This is a genomic window from Microbacterium sp. 22242, assembly GCF_052045495.1.
GTDB lineage: Bacteria > Actinomycetota > Actinomycetes > Actinomycetales > Microbacteriaceae > Microbacterium.
This window is the reverse complement of the sequence record NZ_JBQEOZ010000022.1, coordinates 1-24,307: the sequence shown is the minus strand read 5'-3', so window position 1 is coordinate 24,307 and position 24,307 is coordinate 1. Positions and strand designations below refer to the sequence as shown.

At 71.2% G+C, this 24,307-nt stretch carries 20 protein-coding genes, 1 tRNA gene and 1 pseudogene; 15 read left to right on the top strand and 7 right to left on the bottom strand.

The window, feature by feature from the left end; genetic code table 11:
* Positions 1–95 precede the first annotated feature (95 nt).
* The 4 genes from ACTJJZ_RS16975 to ACTJJZ_RS16960 all read left to right on the top strand — a co-directional run bounded on the left by ACTJJZ_RS16975 (position 96) and on the right by ACTJJZ_RS16960 (position 4,239).
* Positions 96–1,013 (top strand): 1,4-dihydroxy-2-naphthoyl-CoA synthase, encoded by a 918-nt coding sequence (locus tag ACTJJZ_RS16975; RefSeq protein ID WP_440722366.1) that lies wholly within the window; start codon positions 96–98, stop codon positions 1,011–1,013.
* A 40-nt stretch (positions 1,014–1,053) separates the two neighbouring features.
* On the top strand, positions 1,054–2,232 hold the full coding sequence (locus tag ACTJJZ_RS16970) for an AMP-binding protein (RefSeq protein WP_440722365.1): 1,179 nt from the start codon (positions 1,054–1,056) through the stop codon (positions 2,230–2,232).
* A gap of 101 nt (positions 2,233–2,333) precedes the next feature.
* Positions 2,334–3,530 (top strand): sensor histidine kinase, encoded by a 1,197-nt coding sequence (locus ACTJJZ_RS16965; RefSeq protein ID WP_440722364.1) that lies wholly within the window; start codon positions 2,334–2,336, stop codon positions 3,528–3,530.
* A 70-nt stretch (positions 3,531–3,600) separates the two neighbouring features.
* Positions 3,601–4,239, top strand: a complete 639-nt coding sequence (locus ACTJJZ_RS16960; RefSeq protein ID WP_440722363.1) for a response regulator — start codon at positions 3,601–3,603, stop codon at positions 4,237–4,239.
* Between the two features lie 7 nt (positions 4,240–4,246).
* Here ACTJJZ_RS16960 and ACTJJZ_RS16955 read toward each other — a convergent pair whose 3' ends face one another.
* On the bottom strand, positions 4,247–5,113 hold the full coding sequence (locus ACTJJZ_RS16955; protein WP_440722362.1) for a LysR family transcriptional regulator: 867 nt from the start codon (positions 5,111–5,113) through the stop codon (positions 4,247–4,249).
* 87 nt (positions 5,114–5,200) lie between these two features.
* Here ACTJJZ_RS16955 and ACTJJZ_RS16950 point away from each other — a divergent pair, with 87 nt between their 5' ends.
* The 6 genes and pseudogenes from ACTJJZ_RS16950 to ACTJJZ_RS16925 all read left to right on the top strand — a co-directional run bounded on the left by ACTJJZ_RS16950 (position 5,201) and on the right by ACTJJZ_RS16925 (position 9,356).
* The gene (locus ACTJJZ_RS16950) at positions 5,201–5,707 is read left to right on the top strand and encodes a carboxymuconolactone decarboxylase family protein (protein WP_440722361.1); all 507 of its coding nucleotides are present in this window, start codon (positions 5,201–5,203) and stop codon (positions 5,705–5,707) included.
* 174 nt (positions 5,708–5,881) lie between these two features.
* Entirely contained in the window at positions 5,882–6,226 is a 345-nt protein-coding gene (locus tag ACTJJZ_RS16945) for a PadR family transcriptional regulator (RefSeq protein ID WP_440722360.1), read from the top strand.
* Positions 6,138–6,413, top strand: a pseudogene (locus ACTJJZ_RS16940) (permease prefix domain 1-containing protein); the annotation flags it as partial. The gene ACTJJZ_RS16945 and the pseudogene ACTJJZ_RS16940, both read left to right, overlap by 89 nt.
* A 236-nt stretch (positions 6,414–6,649) precedes the next feature.
* Positions 6,650–7,006, top strand: coding sequence for a hypothetical protein (locus tag ACTJJZ_RS16935; protein WP_440722381.1), 357 nt, complete (start codon positions 6,650–6,652; stop codon positions 7,004–7,006).
* Between the two features lie 119 nt (positions 7,007–7,125).
* Positions 7,126–7,887: an ABC transporter ATP-binding protein gene (locus ACTJJZ_RS16930; RefSeq protein ID WP_440722359.1), complete on the top strand. Its 762-nt coding sequence runs from the start codon at positions 7,126–7,128 to the stop codon at positions 7,885–7,887.
* A complete protein-coding gene (locus tag ACTJJZ_RS16925) occupies positions 7,884–9,356 on the top strand; it encodes an FtsX-like permease family protein (protein WP_440722358.1) in 1,473 nt (490 codons plus the stop codon). Before ACTJJZ_RS16930 ends, ACTJJZ_RS16925 begins: the two co-directional genes overlap by 4 nt.
* A 16-nt stretch (positions 9,357–9,372) precedes the next feature.
* Here the strand turns inward: ACTJJZ_RS16925 and ACTJJZ_RS16920 are convergent, their stop codons facing one another.
* The 4 genes from ACTJJZ_RS16920 to ACTJJZ_RS16905 all read right to left on the bottom strand — a co-directional run bounded on the left by ACTJJZ_RS16920 (position 9,373) and on the right by ACTJJZ_RS16905 (position 11,946).
* Positions 9,373–9,879 carry a hypothetical protein gene (locus tag ACTJJZ_RS16920; protein WP_440722357.1) on the bottom strand — a complete coding sequence of 169 codons (507 nt, stop codon included), beginning with the start codon at positions 9,877–9,879 and terminating at the stop codon, positions 9,373–9,375.
* Positions 9,876–10,364: a SprT-like domain-containing protein gene (locus ACTJJZ_RS16915; protein WP_440722356.1), complete on the bottom strand. Its 489-nt coding sequence runs from the start codon at positions 10,362–10,364 to the stop codon at positions 9,876–9,878. The genes ACTJJZ_RS16920 and ACTJJZ_RS16915 overlap by 4 nt, the downstream gene beginning before the upstream one ends.
* Positions 10,365–10,451: 87 nt before the next feature.
* Positions 10,452–10,979, bottom strand: coding sequence for a hypothetical protein (locus ACTJJZ_RS16910; RefSeq protein ID WP_440722355.1), 528 nt, complete (start codon positions 10,977–10,979; stop codon positions 10,452–10,454).
* Positions 10,980–11,079: 100 nt separating this feature from the next.
* Positions 11,080–11,946, bottom strand: a complete 867-nt coding sequence (locus tag ACTJJZ_RS16905; RefSeq protein WP_440722354.1) for a spermidine synthase — start codon at positions 11,944–11,946, stop codon at positions 11,080–11,082.
* A 150-nt stretch (positions 11,947–12,096) separates the two neighbouring features.
* Between ACTJJZ_RS16905 and ACTJJZ_RS16900 the strand changes: the two genes are divergently transcribed.
* The 3 genes from ACTJJZ_RS16900 (at position 12,097) to rpoC (ending at position 21,323) form a co-directional block, all read left to right on the top strand.
* Complete coding sequence (locus ACTJJZ_RS16900) at positions 12,097–13,620, top strand: glycoside hydrolase family 3 protein (RefSeq protein WP_440722353.1); 1,524 nt, start codon at positions 12,097–12,099, stop codon at positions 13,618–13,620.
* Positions 13,621–13,879: 259 nt separating this feature from the next.
* Positions 13,880–17,380, top strand: coding sequence for a DNA-directed RNA polymerase subunit beta (rpoB, locus tag ACTJJZ_RS16895; protein WP_440722352.1), 3,501 nt, complete (start codon positions 13,880–13,882; stop codon positions 17,378–17,380).
* 67 nt (positions 17,381–17,447) lie between these two features.
* Positions 17,448–21,323: a DNA-directed RNA polymerase subunit beta' gene (rpoC, locus tag ACTJJZ_RS16890; RefSeq protein WP_440722351.1), complete on the top strand. Its 3,876-nt coding sequence runs from the start codon at positions 17,448–17,450 to the stop codon at positions 21,321–21,323.
* A gap of 73 nt (positions 21,324–21,396) precedes the next feature.
* Here rpoC and ACTJJZ_RS16885 read toward each other — a convergent pair whose 3' ends face one another.
* Complete coding sequence (locus tag ACTJJZ_RS16885) at positions 21,397–21,999, bottom strand: hypothetical protein (RefSeq protein ID WP_440722350.1); 603 nt, start codon at positions 21,997–21,999, stop codon at positions 21,397–21,399.
* 85 nt (positions 22,000–22,084) lie between these two features.
* Between ACTJJZ_RS16885 and ACTJJZ_RS16880 the strand changes: the two genes are divergently transcribed.
* Positions 22,085–22,813: a hypothetical protein gene (locus ACTJJZ_RS16880; protein ID WP_440722349.1), complete on the top strand. Its 729-nt coding sequence runs from the start codon at positions 22,085–22,087 to the stop codon at positions 22,811–22,813.
* 98 nt (positions 22,814–22,911) lie between these two features.
* Positions 22,912–22,993, top strand: a tRNA-Tyr gene (locus tag ACTJJZ_RS16875).
* 54 nt (positions 22,994–23,047) lie between these two features.
* On the opposite strand, the gene ACTJJZ_RS16870 is transcribed toward ACTJJZ_RS16875, so the two are convergent.
* Positions 23,048–24,235, bottom strand: a complete 1,188-nt coding sequence (locus tag ACTJJZ_RS16870; protein WP_440719109.1) for an IS481 family transposase — start codon at positions 24,233–24,235, stop codon at positions 23,048–23,050.
* Between the last annotated feature and the right edge of the window lie 72 nt (positions 24,236–24,307).

Genomic DNA, 24,307 nt, shown 5'->3' with positions numbered 1-24,307 from the left:
ATGAAGAAACTTGCACCCAGCCTGATCGGGACGTGCGCGAGCGCCAGGACGGGTCCGCGGCGGAGAGGATCCGATGGCCGGAATAGGGTGGATCCGTGACCGAGAAGCCCGTCTCCGACCTGTTCGACCCCGCCCAGTGGACGCTCGCGCCGGGTGCGGGGGAGTACACCGACATCACCGCGCACGTCTCGAACGACGGACGGGTCGCGCGCATCGCGTTCGACCGGCCCGAGGTGCGCAACGCGTTCCGCCCGCACACCGTCGACGAGCTGTACCGTGCGCTCGACCTCGCCCGGCAGGATCCGAGGATCGGCGTGGTGCTGCTGACGGGCAACGGGCCCAGCCCGAAGGACGGCGGCTGGGCGTTCTGCTCCGGCGGGGACCAGCGGATCCGCGGCCGGGACGGCTACAAGTACTCGGATGACGAGGCGGCGGTCCCGGCGGAGGCGCAGGCCAGGGCCGGCCGGCTGCACATCCTCGAGGTGCAGCGGCTGATCCGGTTCATGCCGAAGGTCGTCATCGCGGTCGTGCCCGGGTGGGCGGCCGGCGGCGGGCACTCCCTGCACGTCGTCTGCGACCTGACGATCGCGAGCGCGGAGCACGGCCGGTTCAAGCAGACGGATGCGGATGTGGGATCCTTCGACGCCGGCTACGGATCCGCGTACCTGGCCCGCCAGACCGGGCAGAAGTTCGCACGCGAGGTGTTCTTCCTCGCCGAGGAGTACTCCGCCGAGCGTGCGATGCAGGCGGGCGCGGTGAACCGCGTGGTGCCTCATGCCGAGCTCGAGCGCGAGGCGATCGCGATGGCCCGCACGATCCTCACCAAGTCGCCCACCGCGATCCGCATGCTCAAGTTCGCCTTCAACGCGGTCGACGACGGGCTGGTCGGGCAGCAGGTCTTCGCGGGCGAGGCGACCCGCCTGGCCTACGGCACGGACGAGGCCGTCGAGGGCCGCGACTCCTTCCTCGAGAAGCGCGAGCCGGACTGGTCGCCGTACCCCTGGCACTACTGACGGTGCGCGCTGCGAATCCGGGTGGGACGGGCGGTCCCCGATGAGGCTGCGAGCCGTCGACGGGGCGGATCCGGTCGCCGTCGCGGCCGGCCTGCCGGCTGCGCTCGACGGCACGGCACCCCTGGCGCTCGGGTTCGCGCCGGGGCCCGACGACGCAGGGACGGATGGTGAGGTGCCGGACGGCACGGCCGTCGTCATCGCCACCTCCGGATCCACCGGGGTTCCGAAACGGGTCATCCTCTCCGCCGCCGCGCTGACGGCGAGCGCGGAGGCGACCGCCCGGCGGATCGGGTCCGGGCAGTGGATGCTCGCGCTCTCGGCCGGCTATGTCGCGGGGCTGCAGGTGCTGGTGCGCTCGCACCTGGCCGGCACGACGCCCGTGCTGCTGGACGGGCGGTTCACCCCGGCGTCGTTCGTCGCGGCGACGCGCCTGCTGCGGGCAGGGCCGCGGTTCACGTCGCTCGTGCCGGCGCAGCTGGCCACCCTGCTGGACGCTGCGGCAGACGCAGACGTGCGCGCAGCGCTCCGCTCCTACGACGCGCTGCTGCTGGGCGGGCAGGCGCTCCCGCCGGCGCTGCGCGACCGGGCGGCGGACCTCGGCGCCCGCGTGGCGCGCACCTACGGATCCAGCGAGACCGCGGGCGGCTGCGTCTACGACGGCGTGCCGCTCGACGGAGTGCGCGTCGAGGCCGTGGACGGGGAGCTGCGGATCTCCGGCCCCACCCTCGCGGACGGCTACCTCGGCGACCGCGAGCTGACCGCGCGCACGTTCGTCGCGGACGCGGCAGGCGCACGCTGGTATCGCACGGGCGATGCCGGCGAGGTCGCGGACGGCAGGGTCGCGGTGACCGGGCGCGTCGACAACGTCATCGTCTCCGGGGGCGTGAACGTATCGCTCGATCGCGTGGAGCGGGCCGTGCGCACGGTCCCGGGCTTGGAGGGCGCGGTCGTCGTCGCGATCCCCGACGAGCGCTGGGGGCAGGGATCCGCGATCGTGGTCGCGGGCGCGACGGATACCGGAACCTCCGACCCCGTCGAGGCGTCGAGCAGGGGAATCCGCCTGCTGAACGCCGCACGGGACCGCGTGGCTGCCGAGGTCGGGAACGCGGCCCGCCCTGCGCTGCTGGTCCCGGTCGATGAGCTCCCGCTGCTGGCCTCGGGCAAGCCCGACCGCTCCGCGATCGCCGCCCGGATCGTCCGCCGGATCACCGCCCGCTGACCGCCGCCCGGATCACCGCCCGCGGACCGCAGCCCGGATCCGCCCGCGGATACATCTCCGGTCGGATGACCGCGCCGGATCCGTTCCCGTAGCGTGAGAGGGTGATCCGCACCATCCCGCGCCTCTGGCTCGTGCTCGACATCGCCGGCAGCGCCCTGGGTCTGCTGGTCACCCTGCCGGTGTCCTTCGCCTTCGCGGCGGGAACGCTGAGCCGATGGATCCCGGACGGGCCGTTGTCGCTCGGGCTGGCCCTGCTGGTCGCCGTCATCGTCTGGGGCGCCGCCGCGATCAGCCGGCTCGCTCCGGCGCCGGCCCTGATCGTCGCCTGGATCGGCGCGCTGCTGCAGATGGCGTGCGGCTTCTCGCCCGGCGCTTACGACCTCGCCATCCTCGTCGTGCTGTTCGCGACGTCGGCGTGGGGATCGCTCCGCGTCCTGTGGCTCGGCGGTGCGTCCGCTCTCGGCGGAGGGGTCATCGCGGGCTTCTACCTGTCGCTCATGAATGAGCCGACGCTGATCCAGGATGCCGCGACGGGCCTGCGCGTCGCGGTGGTCGCCGGGCTGATCGGTGCCGTGTCCGTGCTCACGCTGGTGATGGCGTGGGTTGCCGGGCTGCTCTGGAGGCTGGTCCTGCACGGCCGGCGCACCCGCGAGGCGCAGGTGCGCGCCGAGGCCGTCGCGACAGCGGAGCAGGAGCGGGTGCGCATCGCCCGGGACATGCACGACGTGGTCGCGCACTCCCTCGCGGTGGTGATCGCCCAGTCCGACGGCGCGCGGTACGCCGCGGCGGCGGATCCCGCGCAGGCCGTCTCGGCGCTCACCACGATCGGTCAGACCGCCAGAGCGGCCCTCTCCGACGTGCGCCTGCTGCTCGCGCAGTTGCGGCACCGCGAGGGGGAGGGCCCTCAGCCCACGCTCGCCGACCTGGAGGCGCTGTACGCGCAGGTGCGCGCCGCGGGTGTCGAGCCGCGGGTGACCGTCGACCCCATGCCGCCCGGGGAGCCGCCCGCGTCGATCCAGCTCGCGGTGTACCGGATCCTGCAGGAGGCGCTCACCAACGCGATCCGGCACGGCGACGGCGACGTCGACGTGCGGCTCAGCTGGCACCACGACCGGGTGGACCTCGTGGTGCGCAACACGGTTCCGCCGACGCCGCGCCACGGCTCGCTCGAGCAGGGCCACGGCCTGATCGGCATGCGCGAGCGGGCGCAGCTGGTCGGTGGATCCTTCGCCGCCGGCCACGCGGACGACGCGTTCCTGGTGCGCGCGACGCTTCCCGTCGTGCCGGTGACCGCGTGAGCTCCGGCGCAGGGCGGCGGGAGCCGGCGCCGTGGCGTCACCCGATGCAGAACCGGCAGGAGGAGGCAGGATGATCCGGGTCGTGCTCGTCGACGATCAGGCGCTGTTCCGCGCCGGGATCCGCATGCTCATCGCGTCTCAGAGCGACCTCGAGGTCGTCGGCGAGGCGGGGAACGGGCTGGAGGCCGTCTCCGTCGTGCAGGAGACCCGTCCGGACGTCGTGCTGATGGACATCCGCATGCCGGTCATGGACGGGCTGACCGCGACGGCACGGATCCTCGAGGAGGCGGATCCGCCCCGCATCGTGATGCTGACGACGTTCGACCTCGACGAGGCTGCTGCTCGGGCGATCAGGCAGGGTGCGAGCGGCTTCCTGCTCAAGGACGCGGATCCGGAGTTCCTGCTCGCGGCGATCCGGACCGTGCATTCCGGATCCAGCGTGATCGCGGCCGCGGCGACCCGCGAGCTGTTCGCGCACTTCTCCGCCCCGGTGCACCCGCCGGTGCCCGCGAACTACGGCACCCTCACTGAGCGCGAGCGGGAGATCTTCGCGCTCGCCGCGCGCGGGCTCTCGAACGCGGAGATCGCGGCGCGGGAATACCTCTCGGAGGCGACCGTGAAGACGCACATCAGCCGGATCCTCACCAAGCTCGCGCTCCGCGACCGGGTGCAGCTCGTCGTCTTCGCGTTCGAGCACGGCCTGAACTGAACCGCGGTCAGGCCCCGTCCCGCAGCAGGGCGAGCAGCGCCAGCGCTGCGCGGGCGGGCGACGACCGCCATACGACACCCAGCCGGGATCGGATGGGCGCATCGATCGGGATCGCTCTGATGCCGTCCCAGCGATGGCAGGTCGCGGCGCTGACCACCCCGATGCCGAGCCCGCGCACGGCGAGCTTCTCGACGACCGACGGCGTGGCCACCTCCCAGCGCGGCGGGCGCGCACCAGGGCGTCCCGCGAGCAGCGCGTCGAGCGCGGCGCGGTCGCCGGTGCCGTCGGGCAGCGCGATGAGGTCCATGCCGATGAGCTCGGCCGGACGCACGGCGCGTCGTGCCGCCCAGGGGTGCGTCGGCGCGACCACCGCGACCAGGGGGTCGTCGAACACGACGGCGGACTCGAGTCCGTCCGGTGGCTGCGCGGCCCAGGCGACGAGCGCGAGGTCGATCTCACCGCGGCGGACCGCGCCGGCCAGCCGTGCCGAGGTGTCCTCGCGGAGCCGCAGCTCGAGGCCGGGGTGGGCGGCGCTGATCTCCGCCAGGGCGTCGTAGAAGCGCGGCCAGGTCAGGCCGAACACGGTGCCGACCCGGAGGGAGCCGAGGATCAGGCCGCGCAGATCGGCCGCGGTCGCACCGATCTCGCCGATCGCGGCGACGGCCGTGCGGATCGCGGGCAGCAGGCGCTCGCCGTCCGCGGTCAGGGCGACCCGGCGCGAGCTCCGATCGAACAGGGCGACGCCCAGTTCGCGCTCGAGTTTCTGCACCTGGGTGCTGACACCGGACTGGCTCACGCGCACCGCGTCCGCGGCCGCGGTGAACGACCCCGCCTCGACCACGGCGAGCACGTATCTCAGCTGATGGAGTTCCATATCTCAGACAGATCGTAGCGATGACCATCAGCTGTTGGACAGATGGATCCCGCGCCGCGAGTCTGGTGAAGGACGAAAGGAAACACCATGACCACCACCGAGATCTCCGCCGACGCCGCCACCGAGCCGACGGTCCCCGTGCCGGTGCGCCTCGACATCGACACCGTCGCACCGCGGTTCTCGCGCGCGCTCGCCGGCCTCGACGCGGCGATGGTCCGCGAGCTGGACGCGGCCGGGATCGACGCCCGGCTGCGCGAGCTGGTGCGGCTGCGCGCGTCGCAGCTGAACGGCTGCAGCTACTGCGTCGACCTGCACGCGGGCGACGCGCTGAAGGCGGGCGACACCGCGCGCCGCGTCGCCGCCGTCGCCGTGTGGCGGGAGTCGCCGTTCTTCACCGCCCGGGAGCGTGCGGCGCTCGCGCTCACCGAGAGCATCACGCGGCTGTCGGAGACCCATGTGCCGGACGCGGACTGGGCGGCGGCGGCGACCCGGTTCTCGCCGGAGGAGATGGGCGCGCTCGTCTCCCTGATCGTGGTCATCAACGCCTGGAACGCCGTGGGGGTCTCCACGCACGCCTGGACCGGCACGCTCTGAGCGGGTCGTCCGGGCCGCCCGGATCGCACGGGTCGCCCCGGATCGCACGGATCGCACGGGTCGCACGGGTCGCACGGATCGCACGGGTTGCCCCGGGTCGCGGTCCGGGCGTCCAGGGCGAACTCCCAGCTGACAAGACTGTCTATGCATCGACAGCCTAGGTAAAGTCGTGGCATGGCAGACGACCGACTCCGAGGAAACCTCGAGATGCTGATCCTGGCGACGCTGGCGCGCGGATCCGCCCACGGCTACGCGCTCGCCGAGGCGCTGCGCACCGCCAGCGGCGGCCGGTTCGACGTGCCGGAGGGCTCGCTCTACCCCGCCCTGCACCGCCTCGAGAGGGGAGGGGCGATCTCGAGCGAGTGGGTGCACGACGGTCGTCGCCGGCGCGTCTACGCGATCACCGCCGTGGGGGCCGCGCAGCTGCAGGATGAGAAGACCGCGTGGCAGCGGTTCGCCGAGGGGATCGCCTCGACGCTGGCCGCCCCGTCGGTCCGGCCCGCGGTGCAGGGGGTGTGACGTGTCCGACGCGATCGATCACTACCTGGCGCAGCTCGCGGACCGGCTCGGCGCAGGCAGGGACGCCTGGCGGCTGCTCGCCGAGACCGACGGGCATCTGCGCGATGCACAGGCCGCGCTGCAGGCGCAGGGCATGGCGGACGCCGAGGCCGCAGAGACCGCTGTGCGACGCTTCGGTGATCCGGCGACGGTCGTCCGCGCGCGCTCGCCCCGGCGGCGCGCGGTCGGCCTGCTGAGCGGCGGCTGGCTCGTCATGGCGCTCGGACTGCTGGTGATCGGGCTGAGCGGACTGGTGTCGTGGGCTCTGGAGGGGATCTTCGGACCCGGCTTCCTGGCCGGCGATGTGAACGGCGTGACCTACACCGTCGCGCGCTGTGCCGACTTCCTCGGCTTCTTCCCGCAGGCGGGCAGCTGCGCGGNGCGATGCACCACTCCGACGAGATCGTCTCCGAGCGGATCGCCGCCGGGATCCTCGGCCTCCTCCTCCTGCTCGCCTGGCTGCTCGTGCGCCGGATCCGGGGCGCGACGCCGATCGCCCGCGAGGACCGTCGCCTGCTGCTCGTCGCCAGCGCGGTCGCCTACCTCGGCGTCGGCTTCGTCGGTTTCGGCTCGGGTGCGCTCTCCGTGATCCTCGACGTGACGCGAGGCCTCGCCCTCGCCGGCGTCGGCGTCCGCCTCAGCGACGGCGCCAGCGCCCTCCTCGCCGGCCTCGTCGCGCTCGTCCTGCTGCTGAGCTTCGCCCGCCACGGCGTCTCGGTCCGCACGCCGGAGCCGGCCTGACCCGCGGCACTCCCTCACGAAGCAGGAGTCCGGCGCGCGCGCGGGATCATCCTCGCGATGTACAGCGATGCGACCCCAGGCCGACGCCCCGGACCCCGCTCGGTTCGTACCGTCGAAGCATGGAGATCACGACGACCGACCTCGGCCTCGCGGCCCGCGTCCAGCACCTGACCAAGACCTACGGCTCCGGCGAGAGCGCGGTGCGCGCGCTCGACGACATCAGCGTCGGAATCCGGCGCGGCCAGTTCACCGCCATCATGGGCGCGTCCGGCTCGGGCAAGTCGACGCTCATGCACATCATGGCCGGGCTCGACGCCCCCACACGCGGCCGCGCCTGGATCGGTGACACGGAGATCTCGGGCCTCGGCGATCTCGACCTCACGATCCTGCGCCGGCGCCGCGTCGGGTTCGTCTTCCAGGCCTTCAACCTGGTGCCCACTCTCGACGCGCTCGGCAACATCCTGCTGCCGTTCGAGCTGGACGGGCGTCGCCCGTCCGCGATCGAGCGGGCGCGGATCGACTCGCTCGTCGAGATCCTCGGCATCGGCCCGCGTCTGCGGCATCGCCCGCACCAGCTCTCCGGCGGTCAGCAGCAGCGCGTCGCGATCGCGCGGGCGCTGGCGACGGCCCCCGACCTCGTGTTCGCCGACGAACCCACGGGCAACCTCGATTCGGCCTCCGGGCGGGAGGCGCTGCAGCTGCTGTCCGCGGCGAGCCGTGAGCACGGGCAGTCGATCGCGATGGTCACGCACGACGCGGTCGCGGCGAGCCACGCTGACCGCGTGCTGTTCCTCGGCGACGGCCGGATCGTCGCCGACCACCCGCGCCGAGCAGCCGACGAGATCGCCGCGTTCATGCTCTCCGCCGAGGTGGCGGCATGACCGCCGTGAGCACGGGCGTCCGCAGCGCGCTGCCGGAGACGCCGCTCAGCCCGTCGCGCCTGGCCTTCCTGCAGGAGCGAGGCATGGGGGCGAGCGTGTTCGTGGCCGCGCTCACCACCGCCTTCGGGGTGATCCTCGTCGACGCGACGATGTATCTCGGCGCACTGCTGCAGAACGATCCGTACCTCGGCGACAGCGCCACTCTGGCGTACGTCGTGCAGATCCTGTCGGTGCTGCTGACCGCGGTCGCGATGTACGTCGCGGCGATCGTGACGGCGAACACGTTCGCCACGATCGTGGCGGGCCGCACCCGGCGGATCGCCCTGATGCGGCTCATCGGGGCGTCCTCGCGGGCGCAGCGCGCCGAAGTCGCGGGTCAAGGGCTGTCCGTCGGGATCATCGGCGCGGTGCTCGGGCTGATCGCCGGCGTGCTGCTGGCGTGGGCCGGCGCCGCGATCGGCTCCGCGGCGCTCGCGCATGCGCCGCAGGGCTTCTCGCCGCTGCAGCCCGGGGTGCTGGTCCCGGCGACCGGCGTCGCGCTCACCACCTGGCTCGCCGCATGGGCGGGATCGCGTCGGGTGCTGACGGTCACGCCGCTGCAGGCCCTGGCCGGATCGGCCGAGCGCACGGTCGCGGACACCGCCACCGTGTCGTCCCGCCATCTCGGCGCGATCGTGCTGTTCGTGATCGGCGGCGCGCTGCTCGCCGGCGGGGTCGTGTTCGGGCTGGTCTCGCCGCTCGGCGTCGTGGTGGCGTTCTTCGGCGGCGTGTTCTCGTTCTCCGGACTCGCGATCGGGTCGGTGCTGGTCATGCCCCCGGTGCTCAGGGCGGTCGGCCGGCTGTTCGGTCGCAGCGCCACGGCGCGGCTCGCCGCCGAGAACGCGCTGCGCCACCCGGAGCGCTCCAGCCGGATGGCGATCGGCGTCGTCATGGGCGTGACGCTCGTGACGATGTTCGCCGTCGCGATGGAGTCCGCCAAGGCGCTGCTGGTGCGCACCAGCTCCGAGGAGCTGCCGCCCGAGGTCTTCGCGCCGTTCGACGCGTTCGCGACGGTCATGATGGCGCTCGTCGCCGTCTCCGCCGTCATCGCAGCGGTCGGGCTGGTGAACCTGCTCACGATCGGCGTCGTGCAGCGTCGCCGCGAACTGGGACTTCTCCGTGCGATCGGGCTGAGCAGCCGCCAGGTGCGCCGGATGGTGCTGCTCGAGGCCGCGCACATCACGATCGCCGCCACCGCGACCGGGCTCGTGCTCGGGATCGCCTACGGCTGGATCGCGGCGCAGTCGCTGCTCGGGTCGGTGCCCGCGCTCCCGGACTTCCACCCGGCGGGCCTGATCGCCCCGGTCGTGCCGTGGGCGCCGATCACGGCGATCGTCGCGGGCACGGCTCTGCTCACCCTGTTCGCCTCGGTCGCCCCCACCCGGCTGGCGACCAGGGTGGCACCGGTCGAGGCGCTCGCCGCGGACTGACCGGCGTCGTCCGCGGCTACTCCCAGCCGCGGGCGAGCCGGCGGATCCGCCAGCCCCGCCACTGCCACGCCGCCCACAGCACCGGCCAGAGCAGCCGGGAGGTCGGCCCGGCGAACACGAGCCGGTCCCGCCACAGCGTGCGGCCGTCGGGCAGCGCCGAGACGGCCATCCGGTGGTCCCAGACGTCGAGCCCGGAGAGGGGGCCGGTGAGCGGGATGCCGGAGTCGCGCAGGATCCGCACGGTCTCGCCGTCGTGCTCGCGGACCTCGTCGTATGCGCCGATCAGCTGGGTGCCGACGGTGATCAGGCCGAACAGCCGCAACCGCACCGCCGTGCGCAGCAGCGAGCCGTGGGCTCCGTCGTCGGTGTCGCCGTCGCCCAGCCGCTCGACCGCGAGCACGGGGGAGTACAGGGCGGTGAGGACCTCGGGCGAGTGCAGCGCGGCCCAGGCGGCATCAGCGGACGCCGCGATCCGGAACTTGAGCTGCACGTGCCTCAGCTTCAGGCCGTCCGGCGCGGTCATCGCGGCAACACCGCCGCGCGCCGGTCGGCCGCGGTGATCTCGCGCCTCGACCAGACCAGGGTGAAACGCTCGTCGTAGCGGCGGGAGCACCGCGCGCAGGACGACGCGCGCACCGGACGTCGATGGCGATAGGTCAGATGACCGGCGGGGCAGCGTCCCACCCAGGGGGCGAGCTCGACGGCCGTCTCGCCGCGATGCGTGGTGCCGCCGACGTAGCCGATCGAGCCGGCGATCCGCTTCCAGGCGGGGCCGTGCGCCGCGTCGTGCCCGGCCAGCGCGTGCGCGACCTCGTGCAGCAGCACCTGGTGGATCTCATCGTCGTCGAAGCGCGCCGCGAGGTAGCGCGAAACCGTGATCCGCTTGTCCCGGTAGTTGCAGGCCCCGGCGCGCCGCTTGGCGTTGTCGAAGCCGAACGACCAGGAGCGATCCAGATGCATGCCGATGAGCGCTTCGCCCCAGATCCGGACCCGTTCCAACTCGGCCATGCCTCCACGGTAGAGGAGATCGCCGACATTCCGCGGCGGACCCTGCCGGAGACGGCGATCGCGGGCGACTCAGCCGTGGATGGCGGCTCAGCCGTTGACCGCGATGGGATCGCGGCGGCGCTCGACCGTCTCGATCGCGAGCAGCGCGGCCTCGAGCGCGGAGTCGTCCGCTCCTGCCTCACGGCGCAGGAACACGGTGCGCTTGAAGCTCTCCCTCGCCTGCTCGTAGTCGCCGGCCTCGAACGCGTTGCGGCCCTGGTGCTGATGCGCGAATGCGGCGATCGCGATCCACCCCTGACCCTCGGCCTCCGCCACGCACGTGGCGAGCTCGTGGTCGGCCGCGGCGTGGGCGCGGCGGTACTGCAGCACGGTGGCGTGCAGCACCCTGGCGCGGATCAGGTCCTTCCGGGTGCCGGCCATGCGCGCCTGCCGGACGGCTTCGTCCGCGAGCACGAGGGCCTCGTCCAAGCGGCCGAGGACCTTCAGCAGCCACACCCGCTCGAGCATCGACGGCAGGCTGCGCTGCTGCTCGATCTCGGCGAGACGCCCTTCGCACTCGGCCGGGTCGACCAGCTCACGGAGAGAGTCCGGGTCGTATCCCTTGATGAAGCCCACGCGACCGTTCCTTCCCGTTCCGCATTCCGTGTGATCCAGTCTGCCCGCCGATGCCCGGCATCGCGGAAGGGCCGCTGGCGCGCCGCCGAACCCGGACGGCTCACCGCAGGAACACGCCGGCGTCGGGCCGCGGCGACGCGACCGCCGTGGCGTCCGTGACGATGGCCGCATCCTTCGCGAACGCGGTCGCCTCGGCGCCGTGCGCGAGCTTGGCGGGGTGCGGTCCTGCAGCGAGGATCCGCGGCAGCGCGTCGGCGGGCAGAGGCGCCTTCGAGGCCGCCAGCACGAGGTTGCCGAAGCGGCGGCCCTTCAGGATCTGCGCGTCGGCGAGGATCGCGACCTCGGGCAGCACCGCGGCGATCGTCGCGACCTGGCGGCGGGCGAACGCGAGGCCCGGCCCGTCCGCCACGTTCACGAGCAGCACGCCGTCCGGCGCGAGCAGTGCCGAGAGCTCGCGGTAGAACTCGACGCTCGTGAGGTGCGCGGGCGTCTGCGCACCGGAATAGACGTCCGCGACGACGAGGTCGGCGTGGCCGGTCAGCGCGGGCGGCAGCCGGCGCACCCCCTCGCGGGCGTCGCCGATCCTGATCCGGATCGCCGCTCCGCGAGGCAGCGGCAGCTGCTCGCGCACGAGCTCGACGAGCGGGGCCTCGAGCTCGATCACCTGCTGCCGGGATCCTGGCCGGGTCGCGGCGATGTAGCGCGGGATCGTCATCGCCCCCGCGCCCAGGTGCACGGCGGCGACGGGCTCGCCGGGGGCGCGCAGCTGATCGATCAGGGCGCCCATCCGCACGATGTACTCGAAGTGCAGATGAGTGGGATCGGCGAGGTCCACATGCGACTGCGGCGTCTCGTCGATGAGCAGTTCGAAGCCGCCGCCGAACTCTGCCGGGACGACCCGCGCGATCCCGCCCGATCCCAGCCGCACTGCCGGGTTCTCGGTGTCCTTCGCGCGCGATCGCCCCATGCGTCCGAGCCTACGGGTCCGGGAGCGGGGGCTTCTCGGCGGGAAGTGTTCCGGAACCGGCTGGCGTAGCATCCCGGTCATGATCGTCTCCGCACAACCGCCGTCGTGCGGCCGGGTGGTCCTCGTTCCCCTTCCCGAGGCGGGGCAGGGATGAGCCCGTCCCCGGCGACGGAGGACCTGGAACGCCTCGCGAACGGCGTGCTCTGGCCCGGTTTCCTCGGCACCGCGCTGCCCGCCTGGCTCGGCCGCGAGCTGCGCGCGGGGCTCGCCGGGGTCGTGTACTTCGCGCAGAACGTCGGTCCGGAGCTGCCCGCCCTGAGCGCCGCGATCCGCGCCGCCAACCCGCACGCGCTGATCGGCGTGGACGAGGAGGGCGGCAGCGTCACCCGCCTCGAGGCCGCGAGCGGCTCCACGGTTCCGGGCGCCGCGCAGCTGGGCGCGCTCGACGATCTCGAGGCCACCAGGGCGACCGGCGCCGAGCTGGGGCGGCGGATCAGGGCCGCCGGCGCCGACCTGCTCCTCGGCCCGGTCGCCGACGTGAACACGGACCCGCGCAACCCGGTGATCGGCGTGCGCGCCTTCGGCGCCGACGCCGGGCTCGTCGCGCGGCACACCGCCGCCGAGGTCGAGGGGATCCAGTCCGCCGGCGTCGCCGCCTGCGTGAAGCACTTCCCCGGACACGGCGACACCCACGTCGATTCGCACCACGGCCTGCCGCGCATCGAGCTCGACCCCGCGGAGATCCAACGCGTGCACCTCGCCCCGTTCCGTGCCGCGATCGCCGTCGGAGTGCGGGCGGTGATGACCGCGCACATCGTCGTGCCCGCCTGGGGGGACCTGCCCGCGACGCTCAACCCGCGCGTGCTCGGGATGCTGCGGACGGAGGGCTTCGACGGCGTGATCATCACGGACGCCCTCGACATGGCCGCGATCCGCGAGTCGGCGGGCATCGGCGGCGGCGCCGTGCAGGCGCTCGCCGCGGGCGCCGACCTGCTCTGCGTCGGGAACCCGACCAACCCCGGGCCGGCAGCCGCGCCGGATCAGGACGAGCGCGACTTCCGCGCCGCGCGCGACGCGATCGTGCAGGCGCTGCAGGACGGCGCATTGAGCGCGGAACGCGTCGCCGAGGCGGCCGCGCGCGTGGCGCGGCTCGCGGGCATCCTCGCCGCTGAGAAGGACGCGCCCCCGTCCGCCGCGGACCGGCCCGCTGCGGACGCCTACGACGCCGCGGCCATCGTGCGCCGGGCGGTGCGCGTGCAGGGCGGGCTCGGCGCTCCGGCCCGCGGCCTCGTCGTGCTCGACGCGCGGAGCCGCGCCACCCTCGCGGTGGACAGCGACGGGTCCTCCCTGGTCGACGTGCTCGCCGGGCGGGGATGGTCGTGCCGGATCGACACGGCCCGGGCAACGACGGCGGAGGTCACGGCAGCGATCCGCGAGGCCGTGGCCGCCGCGGCGCGCGTCGGTGCGCGGCTGGTCGTGCTGGTCGACCGCCTCGACGCCGACGAGACCCAGCAGGCGCTCGTGGCCCGCGTCGCCGCAGCCGATCCGGGCGCCGCCGTGGTGAACACGGGCCTCGCGGGCCGGGCGGGTCCGCTTCCGGTCGTCGGCGTGCTCGCAAGCAGCCGGATCGGGGCCGAGATCGCGCGCGAGGTGCTGACAGGCGCTCGGGGTTGACCCCGGGCTCGCGCCGGAGCGGGCGGTTATACCCCGTTCGGGGCAGAAGGTCAAGAATCGCGCTTGCCATGTCGTCCGATCCGGCCTATAGTTGATATTTGCGCCTCGCTCCTCCCTGCCCTCATATGGTGGTCGGCAGACTCCGTACGTCCTCGCTCCTTTTCCGGAGCGCCTTCGGCGTGCGGCCGTGTGACGCGGCGCACTCCACCTGACGACAGAGGAATCGAGAAGCCCTTCGGGGCTCACGGAGGTTATTCCCTTGGCTGCTGCTCGCAACGCATCCACCCCCACCACCACGAAGAACGGACGCGGGCACTCCCGTCTCTCGTTCGCCAAGATCTCCGACACGCTGACGGTCCCCGACCTTCTCGCCCTGCAGACCGAGTCCTTCGACTGGCTCGTCGGCAACGAGGCCTGGAAGCAGCGGGTCGCCGAGGCCAAGAAAGCCGGCCGCAAGGACCTGGCGCAGGCCAGCGGCCTGGAGGAGATCTTCGAGGAGATCTCCCCGATCGAGGACCTGAGCGAGACCATGCAGCTCTCGTTCACGAACCCGTACCTGGAGCCCGAGAAGTACTCCATCGAGGAGTGCAAGGAGCGCGGCAAGACGTACGCGGCCCCGCTCTACGTCGAGGCCGAGTTCATGAACCATCAGACCGGTGAGATCAAGACCCAGACGGTCTTCATGGGCGACTTCCCGCTGCAGACCGCCAAGGGCACGTTCATCATCAACGGCACCGAGCGCGTCGTCGTCTCGCAGCTGGTCCGCTCCCCGGGCGTCTACTTCGACAAGACCGCCGACAAGACCAGTGACAAGGACATCGTGTCCGCCCGCGTCATCCCGTCGCGCGGCGCCTGGCTCGAGTTCGAGATCGACAAGCGCGACCAGGTGGGCGTGCGCATCGACCGCAAGCGCAAGCAGTCCGTCACCGTGTTCCTGAAGGCGCTGGGCCTGACCAGCGAGGAGATCCTCGCCGAGTTCGCCGGCTTCGAGTCCATCGAGGAGACCCTGGCGAAGGACACGATCCTCACCAAGGAGGACGCGCTCCGCGACATCTACCGCAAGCTCCGTCCGGGCGAGCAGGTCGCCGCCGAGGCCGCCCGCGCGCTGCTGGACAACTTCTACTTCAACGCCAAGCGCTACGACCTGGCCAAGGTGGGTCGCTACAAGATCAACCAGAAGCTGGGCCTCGACCTGCCGCTGGACGAGTCCGTCCTGACGGTCAAGGACATCGTCGAGACCATCAAGTACCTGGTGCGCATCCACGCCGGGGTGGAGACCTTCGAGGGGGTCCGCGGCGGCAAGAAGGCCGAGATCCGTCTCGCGACCGACGACATCGACAACTTCGGCAACCGTCGCATCCGCGCCGTCGGCGAGCTCATCCAGAACCAGGTCCGCACCGGCCTGTCCCGTATGGAGCGCGTCGTCCGCGAGCGCATGACCACGCAGGACATCGAGGCGATCACGCCGCAGACCCTGATCAACGTGCGCCCCGTCGTGGCGGCGATCAAGGAGTTCTTCGGCACCTCGCAACTGTCGCAGTTCATGGATCAGAACAACCCGCTCGCGGGTCTGACCCACAAGCGCCGCCTCTCCGCCCTCGGCCCCGGCGGTCTGAGCCGCGACCGCGCCGGCGTCGAGGTGCGCGACGTGCACCCCTCGCACTACGGCCGGATGTGCCCGATCGAGACCCCGGAAGGCCCGAACATCGGCCTGATCGGATCGCTCGCGACCTTCGCGCGCATCAACTCGTTCGGCTTCATCGAGACGCCGTACCGCAAGGTCGTCGACGGCAAGGTCACCGAGCACATCGACTACCTGACCGCCGCCGAAGAGGTCGACTACAACATCGCCCAGGCGAACGCGCCGCTCGACAAGGACGGCCGCTTCATCGAGGAGCACGTCCTGGCCCGTCCGAAGGGCGGATCCGGCGAGGTCGACATGTTCGTCCCCTCCGAGATCGGCTACATGGACGTCTCCCCGCGCCAGATGGTGTCGGTCGCGACCTCACTCGTGCCGTTCCTCGAGCACGACGACGCGCAGCGCGCACTCATGGGCGCCAACATGCAGCGCCAGGCCGTGCCGCTGCTCCGCTCCGAGTCGCCGTACGTCGGCACCGGCATGGAGGGCTACGCCGCGATCGACGCCGGCGACGTCCTGACCGCCGACAAGGCCGGTGTGGTCTCCGAGGTGTCCGCGGACCGCGTGGTCGTCATGCTCGACGAGGGCGGCACGCAGGAGTACTACCTGCGCAAGTTCGACCGCTCCAACCACGGCACCTCGTACAACCAGAAGGTCGTCGTCTCGGCCGGTGAGCGCGTCGAGGTCGGCGAGGTCATCGCCGACGGCCCCGCCACCCAGGACGGCGAGCTCGCGCTCGGCAAGAACCTCCTGGTCGCGTTCATGACGTGGGAGGGTCACAACTTCGAGGACGCGATCATCCTCAGCCAGGACCTGGTGAAGGACGACACCCTCTCCTCGATCCACATCGAGGAGTACGAGGTCGACTCGCGCGACACCAAGCTCGGCAAGGAGGAGATCACCCGTGACCTCCCCAACGTCAGCCCGGAGCTCCTGAAGGACCTGGACGAGCGCGGCATCATCCGCATCGGCGCCGAGGTCCGCCCCGGCGACATCCTCGTCGGCAAGGTCACGCCGAAGGGCGAGACCGAGCTGAGCGCCGAGGAGCGCCTGCTCCGCGCGATCTTCAACGAGAAGAGCCGCGAGGTCCGCGACACCTCCCTGAAGGTGCCGCACGGCGAGCAGGGCACCGTCATCGCGGTCAAGGAGTTCAACGCCGAGGACGGCGACGACGAGCTCGGCAGCGGCGTGAACCGCCGCGTCGTGGTCTTCATCGCCCAGAAGCGCAAGATCACCGAGGGCGACAAGCTCGCCGGCCGCCACGGCAACAAGGGCGTCATCGCGAAGATCCTGCCGGTCGAGGACATGCCGTTCCTCGCCGACGGCACCCCGGTCGACGTGATCCTGAACCCGCTCGGCATCCCCGGCCGGATGAACTTCGGCCAGGTGCTGGAGACCCACCTCGGGTGGATCGCCGCGCAGGGCTGGAAGGTCGAGGGCAACCCGGAGTGGGCCGCGCGCCTGCCCGAGGAGGCGTTCGACGTCGCCCCCGGCACCAAGGTCGCGACCCCGGTGTTCGACGGTGCGAGCGAGGAGGAGATCTCCGGTCTCCTGGACTCGACGCTGCCGACCCGCGACGGCGTGCGCCTGATCGACTCGTCCGGCAAGACCACCCTGTTCGACGGCCGCTCCGGCGAGCCGTTCCCGGGGCAGATCTCCGTGGGCTACATGTACATCCTGAAGCTCCACCACCTGGTCGACGACAAGATCCACGCTCGCTCGACGGGCCCCTACTCGATGATCACCCAGCAGCCGCTCGGCGGTAAGGCCCAGTTCGGCGGCCAGCGCTTCGGTGAGATGGAGGTGTGGGCGCTCGAGGCCTACGGCGCCGCGTACGCGCTGCAGGAGCTCCTCACGATCAAGTCCGACGACATCCTCGGCCGCGTCAAGGTCTACGAGGCGATCGTCAAGGGCGAGAACATCCAGGAGCCCGGCATCCCTGAGTCGTTCAAGGTGCTCATGAAGGAGATGCAGTCGCTCTGCCTGAACGTCGAGGTCCTCTCGGCCGACGGCACCGCGGTCAACCTCCGCGACACCGACGACGAGGCCTTCCGCGCCGCCGAGGAGCTGGGGATCAACATCTCCAGCCGCTTCGAGTCCGCCTCGATCGACGAGATCTGAGCCAGAACCGATTCGACGGGCCCGCGCGGCCCGCAATCAACAGATTTATTGAGACACAGGAGAACTAGTGCTCGACGCAACAACGTTCGATGAGCTTCGCATCGGTCTGGCCACCGCCGACGACATCCGCAAGTGGTCCTACGGTGAGGTCAAGAAGCCCGAGACCATCAACTACCGCACGCTGAAGCCGGAGAAGGACGGCCTCTTCGGCGAGCAGATCTTCGGGCCCTCCCGCGACTGGGAGTGCGCCTGCGGCAAGTACAAGCGCGTCCGCTTCAAGGGCATCGTGTGCGAGCGCTGCGGCGTGGAGGTCACCAAGAGCTCCGTCCGCCGCGAGCGCATGGGCCACATCGAGCTCGCCGCGCCCGTCACCCACATCTGGTACTTCAAGGGCGTGCCCTCGCGCCTCGGCTACCTGCTGGACATGGCGCCGAAGGACCTCGAGAAGGTCATCTACTTCGCCGCGTACATGGTCATCTCGGTCGACGAGGACGCGCGTCACCGCGATCTGGCGACCCAGGAGAACAACATCCGTCTCGAGCTGAAGACGCTCGGCGACCGCCGCGACGCGAAGATCGCGGAGCGCCTGGCAAAGCTGGAGGAGGAGCTCGCGGCCCTCGAGGCCGAGGGCGCCAAGGCCGACGCCAAGAAGAAGGTCAAGGACGCCGCCGAGAAGGAGATGTCGCTCATCCGCAAGGGTGCCGACGAGGCGATCGCCAAGCTCGAGCGCGTGTGGGAGGACTTCCGCACGCTCGAGGTGGGCGCGCTCCGCCCCGAGGACGACGTGTTCCACGAGCTGCAGGACCGCTTCGGTCAGTACTTCGAGGCCCACATGGGCGCGGAGTCGATCCAGAAGCGCCTCGCGGCGTTCGATCTGGCCGCCGAGTCCGAGAAGCTGCACCTGCAGATCTCGGAGGGCAAGGGGCAGCGCAAGATCCGCGCGATCAAGCGCCTCAAGGTCGTGAACTCGTTCCTGGAGACCGGCATGAGCCCGGCCGCCATGGTGCTCGACGTCGTTCCGGTGATCCCGCCGGAGCTGCGCCCGATGGTGCAGCTGGACGGTGGCCGCTTCGCGACCAGCGACCTGAACGACCTGTACCGCCGCGTGATCAACCGCAACAACCGCCTCCGTCGCCTGATCGACCTCGGTGCGCCCGAGATCATCGTCAACAACGAGAAGCGCATGCTGCAGGAGGCCGTCGACGCGCTGTTCGACAACGGCCGCCGCGGTCGTCCCGTCACGGGCACCGGCAACCGCGCGCTGAAGTCCCTCAGCGACATGCTGAAGGGCAAGCAGGGCCGGTTCCGCCAGAACCTGCTCGGCAAGCGCGTGGACTACTCGGGCCGTTCGGTCATCATCGTCGGCCCGCAGCTCAAGCTGCACCAGTGCGGTCTGCCCAAGCAGATGGCTCTGGAGCTGTTCAAGCCGTTCGTGATCAAGCGCCTGATCGACCTCGGCCACTCGCAGAACATCAAGGCCGCCAAGCGCGCCGTCGAGCGCGCCCGTCCCGAGGTCTGGGACGTGCTCGAGGAGATCATCCGCGAGCGCCCGGTGCTGCTGAACCGCGCCCCCACCCTGCACCGCCTGGGCATCCAGGCCTTCGAGCCGCAGCTCGTCGAGGGCAAGGCGATCCAGCTGCACCCGCTCGTGTGCACGGCGTTCAACGCCGACTTCGACGGCGACCAGATGGCCGTGCACCTGCCGCTGTCGGTCGAGGCCCAGGCCGAGGCCCGCGTGCTGATGCTCGCGTCGAACAACATCCTGAAGCCGTCCGACGGCCGTCCGGTCACCCTGCCCTCGCAGGACATGATCATCGGCCTGCACCACCTGACCACGGTCAAGGAGGGCGCCTCCGGCGAGGGTCGCGTGTTCGGCTCGGTCGGCGAGGCGATCCTGGCGAAGGACGAGGGCACCCTCGACCTGCAGGCGAAGGTGCGGATCCGGATCCCCGGCCTCACCTTCCTCGAGGGCGAGGCTCCCGAGGGCTACGAGCGCCACGGCCTCGTGGACGCGTCGCTCGGCCAGGCGATCTTCAACGACACCCTGCCGAAGGGCTACCCGTTCGTGCGGGAGGTCGCCGACAAGGGCAAGCTGTCGCAGATCGTGAACAAGCTCGCCGAGGAGTACCCGAAGGTCGAGACCGCGGCGGCGCTGGACCGCATCAAGGACGCCGGCTTCTACTGGGCCACGCGCTCCGGTGTGACCGTCGCCCTGAGCGACATCCTCACCCCGCCGAACAAGGCCGAGATCGTCGCCGGGTACGAGAAGCAGGCCGAGAAGGTCCAGTCGCAGTACGAGAAGGGTCTCACCACCGACGCCGAGCGTCGTCAGGAGCTCATCAAGATCTGGACCGAGGCGACCGACGAGGTGCAGGCCGCGATGCGGGCGAACTTCCCGGTGGACAACACCATCAACCGCATGGTGTCCTCGGGCGCCCGTGGTAACTGGCTGCAGATCCGCAACATCGCGGGTATGCGCGGCCTGGTGAACAACCCCAAGGGTGAGATCATCCCGCGTCCGATCATCTCCTCGTACCGCGAGGGCCTGTCGGTGGCGGAGTACTTCATCGCCACGCACGGTACCCGCAAGGGTCTCGCCGACACCGCACTGCGCACCGCCGACTCGGGTTACCTGACCCGTCGTCTGGTGGACGTCTCGCAGGACGTCATCATCCGCGAGGACGACTGCGGCACGTCGAAGGGCCTGGAGCTGCCGATCGCCGCGCCGAACTCGGCCGGCGAGCTGGTCCGCGACGCGAACGTCGAGAACTCGGTGTTCGCCCGTACGCTCGCGTCCGACGTCGTGAACGAGGCCGGCGAGGTGCTCGCGACCGCCGGTGAGGACGTCGGCGACGTGCTCATCGACAAGCTCGTCGCGCTCGGGGTGGAGACCATCAAGGTCCGCTCGGTGCTGACCTGCGACTCGGCCGTCGGCGTCTGCGCGCAGTGCTACGGCCGCTCGCTGGCCACCGGCAAGACCGTGGACATCGGCGAGGCCGTCGGCATCATCGCGGCCCAGTCGATCGGCGAGCCCGGAACGCAGCTGACGATGCGCACCTTCCACACCGGTGGATCCGCGTCGGCGGACGACATCACCCAGGGTCTGCCGCGTGTGCAGGAGCTCTTCGAGGCCCGCACCCCGAAGGGCGCCTCCCCGATCGCCGAGGCCGACGGCCGCATCACGATCGAGGAGACCGACAAGTCCAAGAAGGTCATCCTCACGCCCGACAACGGTGACGAGGAAGTGGTCTACCCGGTGCTGAAGCGTGCGACGCTCCTCGTCGAGGACGGCCAGCACGTCTCCGTCGGCGAGCCGCTGCAGGTCGGCACGCTCGACCCCAAGGAGGTCATGCGCGTCATGGGCGCCCGCGAGGTGCAGCGCTACCTCGTCAACGGCGTGCAGGGCGTGTACCGCTCCCAGGGCGTGCCGATCCACGACAAGCACATCGAGGTCATCGTGCGCCAGATGCTGCGCAAGGTCACCGTCGTCGACCACGGCGACACCGGCCTGCTGCCCGGCGAGATGCTCGACGCCCGTCGCTACCAGGACGTCAACCGTGAGACCGTCGCGGCGGGCAAGCGCCCGGCGTCCGGTCGCCCGGAGCTGATGGGTATCACGAAGGCGTCGCTCGCGACTGAGTCGTGGCTGTCGGCCGCGTCCTTCCAGGAGACGACCCGCGTGCTCACGCAGGCCGCCATGGAGGGCAAGAGCGACCCGCTGGTCGGCCTCAAGGAGAACGTCATCATCGGAAAGCTGATCCCCGCGGGGACCGGCCTGCGTCGCTACCGCGACATCACGGTGGAGGCGACCGAGGAGGCCAAGAGCGAGCGCTACCCGAACCGGATCTTCGCATCCGACGGGGCGTACGCCGACGGCGACTTCGGCTACGTCGACTTCGACGCGTTCTCGACCGACGACATCACCCCCGGCACGTACAACTGAGCCTGGTCGTCTGACGGAAGGGCCTCGGATCCTCGGATCCGAGGCCCTTTCCCGTGTCCGGGATCGGATCCGATCAGCCGAAGACGTGCGCGACGATGCTCGAGGTGTAGCCGTTCGGGGCGAGGTTCGAGTAGCGGGTGTCGATCAGCACGTCGTCGCGCCAGAAGAGCGTGCGGCCGTCGGTGACCGGGTATTTCGGATCCGGCCACTCCTTCTCGCAGCGCGTGCCCTTGTCCGGCGTGTAGCAGGTGTAGCCGCCGGTCTTCACGAGCCCGTTCAGCAGGTCCAGCGCCTCGCCGCGGTACTTCCGGCTGATCGTGGTGGTCACGTTCGAGGTGTCCGCCTTCGGGTCGGCCCAGATGCAGATCAGGCTGCCGTCCTTCTGCACGCCGCTCGGCCCGAACGAGGGTGCGTTGAGCGGCGTCGAGCCGAGTTGCGCCAGCACCTCGGCGGACAGGATCGCCCGGCAGTCCGCGGGCAGCGCCGCGGACGTCGGCGTGGGCGACGGGGTGGAGCTGGAGCGGGAGGACGGGCGGGGCGAGCCGCCGCCGGACGCCGCCGAGCCGCTGTGGGACGGCGATGTGCTCGAGTCGGGACCGGAGAGCGCGCTGCAGGCGGTGAGCCCGCCGGCGAGGACGAGGGCGGCGAGGGCGACCGCGACGCTGCGTGTCTTCATGGCGCCAGGATAGGGCTTCCGGGACCGTCCGGGGCTCGGGAGTACCCTGGGAGGTTCCACAGCGGATCCGCGGAGAGGAGGCGGCATGACCGAGCACCGGGTGGTGATCCTGGGGGAGGCCAGGGTCGACGAGATCCGCGATGCCCACGGGATGCGCGAGACCGTGACCGGGGATGCCGTCGAGCTGGCGAACGCCCTGCTCGGGCACGGGCTCGACCTCACGGTGGTGTCGCCGGCCGGGGAGGACGCGGACGGCGAGCGCATCCGTGCAGCGCTGCAGGATCGCGGGATCCGGCTCGTGCCCGTCCCGACGGCCGAGGGCACGCCGCGCCGCCGGGTCGTGGGCGACAGCGTCTCCGAGGCCGGATCTGAGGCCGAGCGGCGCCGGAGCGAGCCGGCCTTCGCCGACACCCGCCGCTCGCTGGCCGCGCAGGCCGAGGCCGACGTGATCGTGGATCTCCGCGATCGCGAGGTCGCGACGGTCGAGGAGGACCGCGACGAGGTGCTGCGGGCACTCGGGCTGAGCGGGGCGGCCGCCCCGGAGCAGTCCGTGCTGGACGAGGGCGACGCGGCCGAGGAGCGCCACGGCGCCAGGCAACCGCAGACCGGCACGACCCGCGGACAGGCCTCCGTGACCGCGACGCCCGGAGCGGACGGCCCTGGTGCATCCGCACCGCTGCTCCTTCCCGCGCCGATCGTCGCCGGCACCTATCGGCACTCCCCGGTGCGCCTGCTGCCCGACCCGCCGACGGCGCACGCGGCGGCCCCCGACTGGTTCGGTCTCGAGGAGCGACTGGCTCGGATCGCGACCTGAGCGCCGGACGCGGCACTCGATTTCCGGTGACCGGATCCGCCGGGTATGCTTGAACATCGCGCCCCCGGTCGGCTGGAAAAGCGGGACGGGCGTGCATTGGCGAGTTGCCCGAGCGGCCAAAGGGAGCTGACTGTAAATCAGCCGCGGAATGCTTCGGGGGTTCGAATCCCTCACTCGCCACCCTGTGATGAGTCGGGACATAGTTGACATCTGAGTCGCGACATAGGTGACAAGTTACGAGAGAGAGTCCGGCCATCGGCCGGGCTCTCTCTCGTTGTTGCGCCAGTAGCTTTTGCTTGGGTCGATGGTGTTGGTCGCGATGATCTCTCCGGTGTTGAGGGAGATCACGGTGGTGCTGTGTTCGTCGGCGAGGATGATGACGCGTTTGCCTCGGTGGGTGGTGCCGATGCCGAGGTGGTGCATGCGCCCGGCGCGGCGGAAGCTGATCTTCCCGTCGGCGGCGACGTGGTCGTAGCGGAGGCGGTAGTGCGTCCGGTCCGTGTCTGGGGTCCCGGTGGGGGCGGCTTTTGGGGAGGCGGCGTAGGTGTCGGCCGGGGTTCTTCCGTCGAGCGCGCGGTGCGGTCGGCGCGTGTTGTAGTGTTCGCGGAACTCGTCGAGTTGGGTCTGCAGCTCGGCCGCGGTGCGGGCGCGGGGACGGGCGGCGAGCCAGCGTTTCAGGGTTTGATGGAAGCGTTCGATCTTGCCCTGGGTCTGGGGGTGGTTCGGGGAACCGTTCTTCTGGACGATGCTGAGCGCGGCGAGCGTGTATTCGAAGGCGTTTCTGCCTCCTCCGTGTCGGGCGGTGTAGACGCGTCCGTTGTCGGTGAGCGTGGACGCGGGCGGCCCGTGGGTGTCGATGCAGGTGAGGAACGTGGTGACGACGTCGTCGCCGGTGACGGGGTGGTGGACGGTGCAGGACAGCAGTTTTCGGGAGTGGTCGTCGAGCCAGTTCAGGATCTCGACGTCGGTGTCGTCCGCGAGGGGCCAGTGGGTGAAGTCGGACTGCCAGGTCTCGTTCGGTCGGGCGGCTTCGAAACGGAGGTAGGAGGAACGGGGGCGTTTGCGCGGCTCGGGGGTGACCAGCCCAGCGGTGTGCAGGATCCGGCGGATCGTGGACGTCGACGGGGCTCGTAGGCCTTCTTCTCGCAGATGCCAGGCGATCGTGACCGGGCCGGCATCGAGCCCGTTCGAGGTCAGCTGTTGGCGCAGTTCGATGACACGGTCGCGGACGCGGGTGGTCGTCGTCTGGGGCGAAGTCAGCGGAGCGCGCGAGTGTGGCTCGAGGCCATCCAATCCCTCTTTACGGTAGCGGGCGAGCAGCACGTGGAGATACTGGCGGGAGAGCCCGTACTCGCACGCAGCGGCGGTCACTGTGAGCTGTCCGGCGATGATCTTCAACACGACGACGCGATGCTTCGACATGCCTGAGTCTGTCGCCTATGACGCGACTCACGTGTCGCCGATCACCTGTCGCCTATGTCGTGAACCCAGACA

Bases quoted from the DNA above. Each gene is read 5' to 3' on its own strand.
- ACTJJZ_RS16900 (WP_440722353.1), top strand. From the start codon at position 12,097: ATGAGCCCGTCCCCGGCGACGGAGGACCTGGAACGCCTCGCGAACGGC.
- ACTJJZ_RS16945 (WP_440722360.1), top strand. From the start codon at position 5,882: ATGGCAGACGACCGACTCCGAGGAAACCTCGAGATGCTGATCCTGGCG.
- ACTJJZ_RS16885 (WP_440722350.1), bottom strand. From the start codon at position 21,999: ATGAAGACACGCAGCGTCGCGGTCGCCCTCGCCGCCCTCGTCCTCGCC.
- ACTJJZ_RS16935 (WP_440722381.1), top strand. From the start codon at position 6,650: ATGCACCACTCCGACGAGATCGTCTCCGAGCGGATCGCCGCCGGGATC.
- ACTJJZ_RS16950 (WP_440722361.1), top strand. From the start codon at position 5,201: ATGACCACCACCGAGATCTCCGCCGACGCCGCCACCGAGCCGACGGTC.
- ACTJJZ_RS16960 (WP_440722363.1), top strand. From the start codon at position 3,601: ATGATCCGGGTCGTGCTCGTCGACGATCAGGCGCTGTTCCGCGCCGGG.
- ACTJJZ_RS16970 (WP_440722365.1), top strand. From the start codon at position 1,054: ATGAGGCTGCGAGCCGTCGACGGGGCGGATCCGGTCGCCGTCGCGGCC.
- ACTJJZ_RS16930 (WP_440722359.1), top strand. From the start codon at position 7,126: ATGGAGATCACGACGACCGACCTCGGCCTCGCGGCCCGCGTCCAGCAC.
- ACTJJZ_RS16870 (WP_440719109.1), bottom strand. From the start codon at position 24,235: ATGTCGAAGCATCGCGTCGTCGTGTTGAAGATCATCGCCGGACAGCTC.
- ACTJJZ_RS16915 (WP_440722356.1), bottom strand. From the start codon at position 10,364: ATGGCCGAGTTGGAACGGGTCCGGATCTGGGGCGAAGCGCTCATCGGC.
- ACTJJZ_RS16925 (WP_440722358.1), top strand. From the start codon at position 7,884: ATGACCGCCGTGAGCACGGGCGTCCGCAGCGCGCTGCCGGAGACGCCG.
- ACTJJZ_RS16905 (WP_440722354.1), bottom strand. From the start codon at position 11,946: ATGGGGCGATCGCGCGCGAAGGACACCGAGAACCCGGCAGTGCGGCTG.
- ACTJJZ_RS16920 (WP_440722357.1), bottom strand. From the start codon at position 9,879: ATGACCGCGCCGGACGGCCTGAAGCTGAGGCACGTGCAGCTCAAGTTC.
- ACTJJZ_RS16880 (WP_440722349.1), top strand. From the start codon at position 22,085: ATGACCGAGCACCGGGTGGTGATCCTGGGGGAGGCCAGGGTCGACGAG.
- ACTJJZ_RS16955 (WP_440722362.1), bottom strand. From the start codon at position 5,113: ATGGAACTCCATCAGCTGAGATACGTGCTCGCCGTGGTCGAGGCGGGG.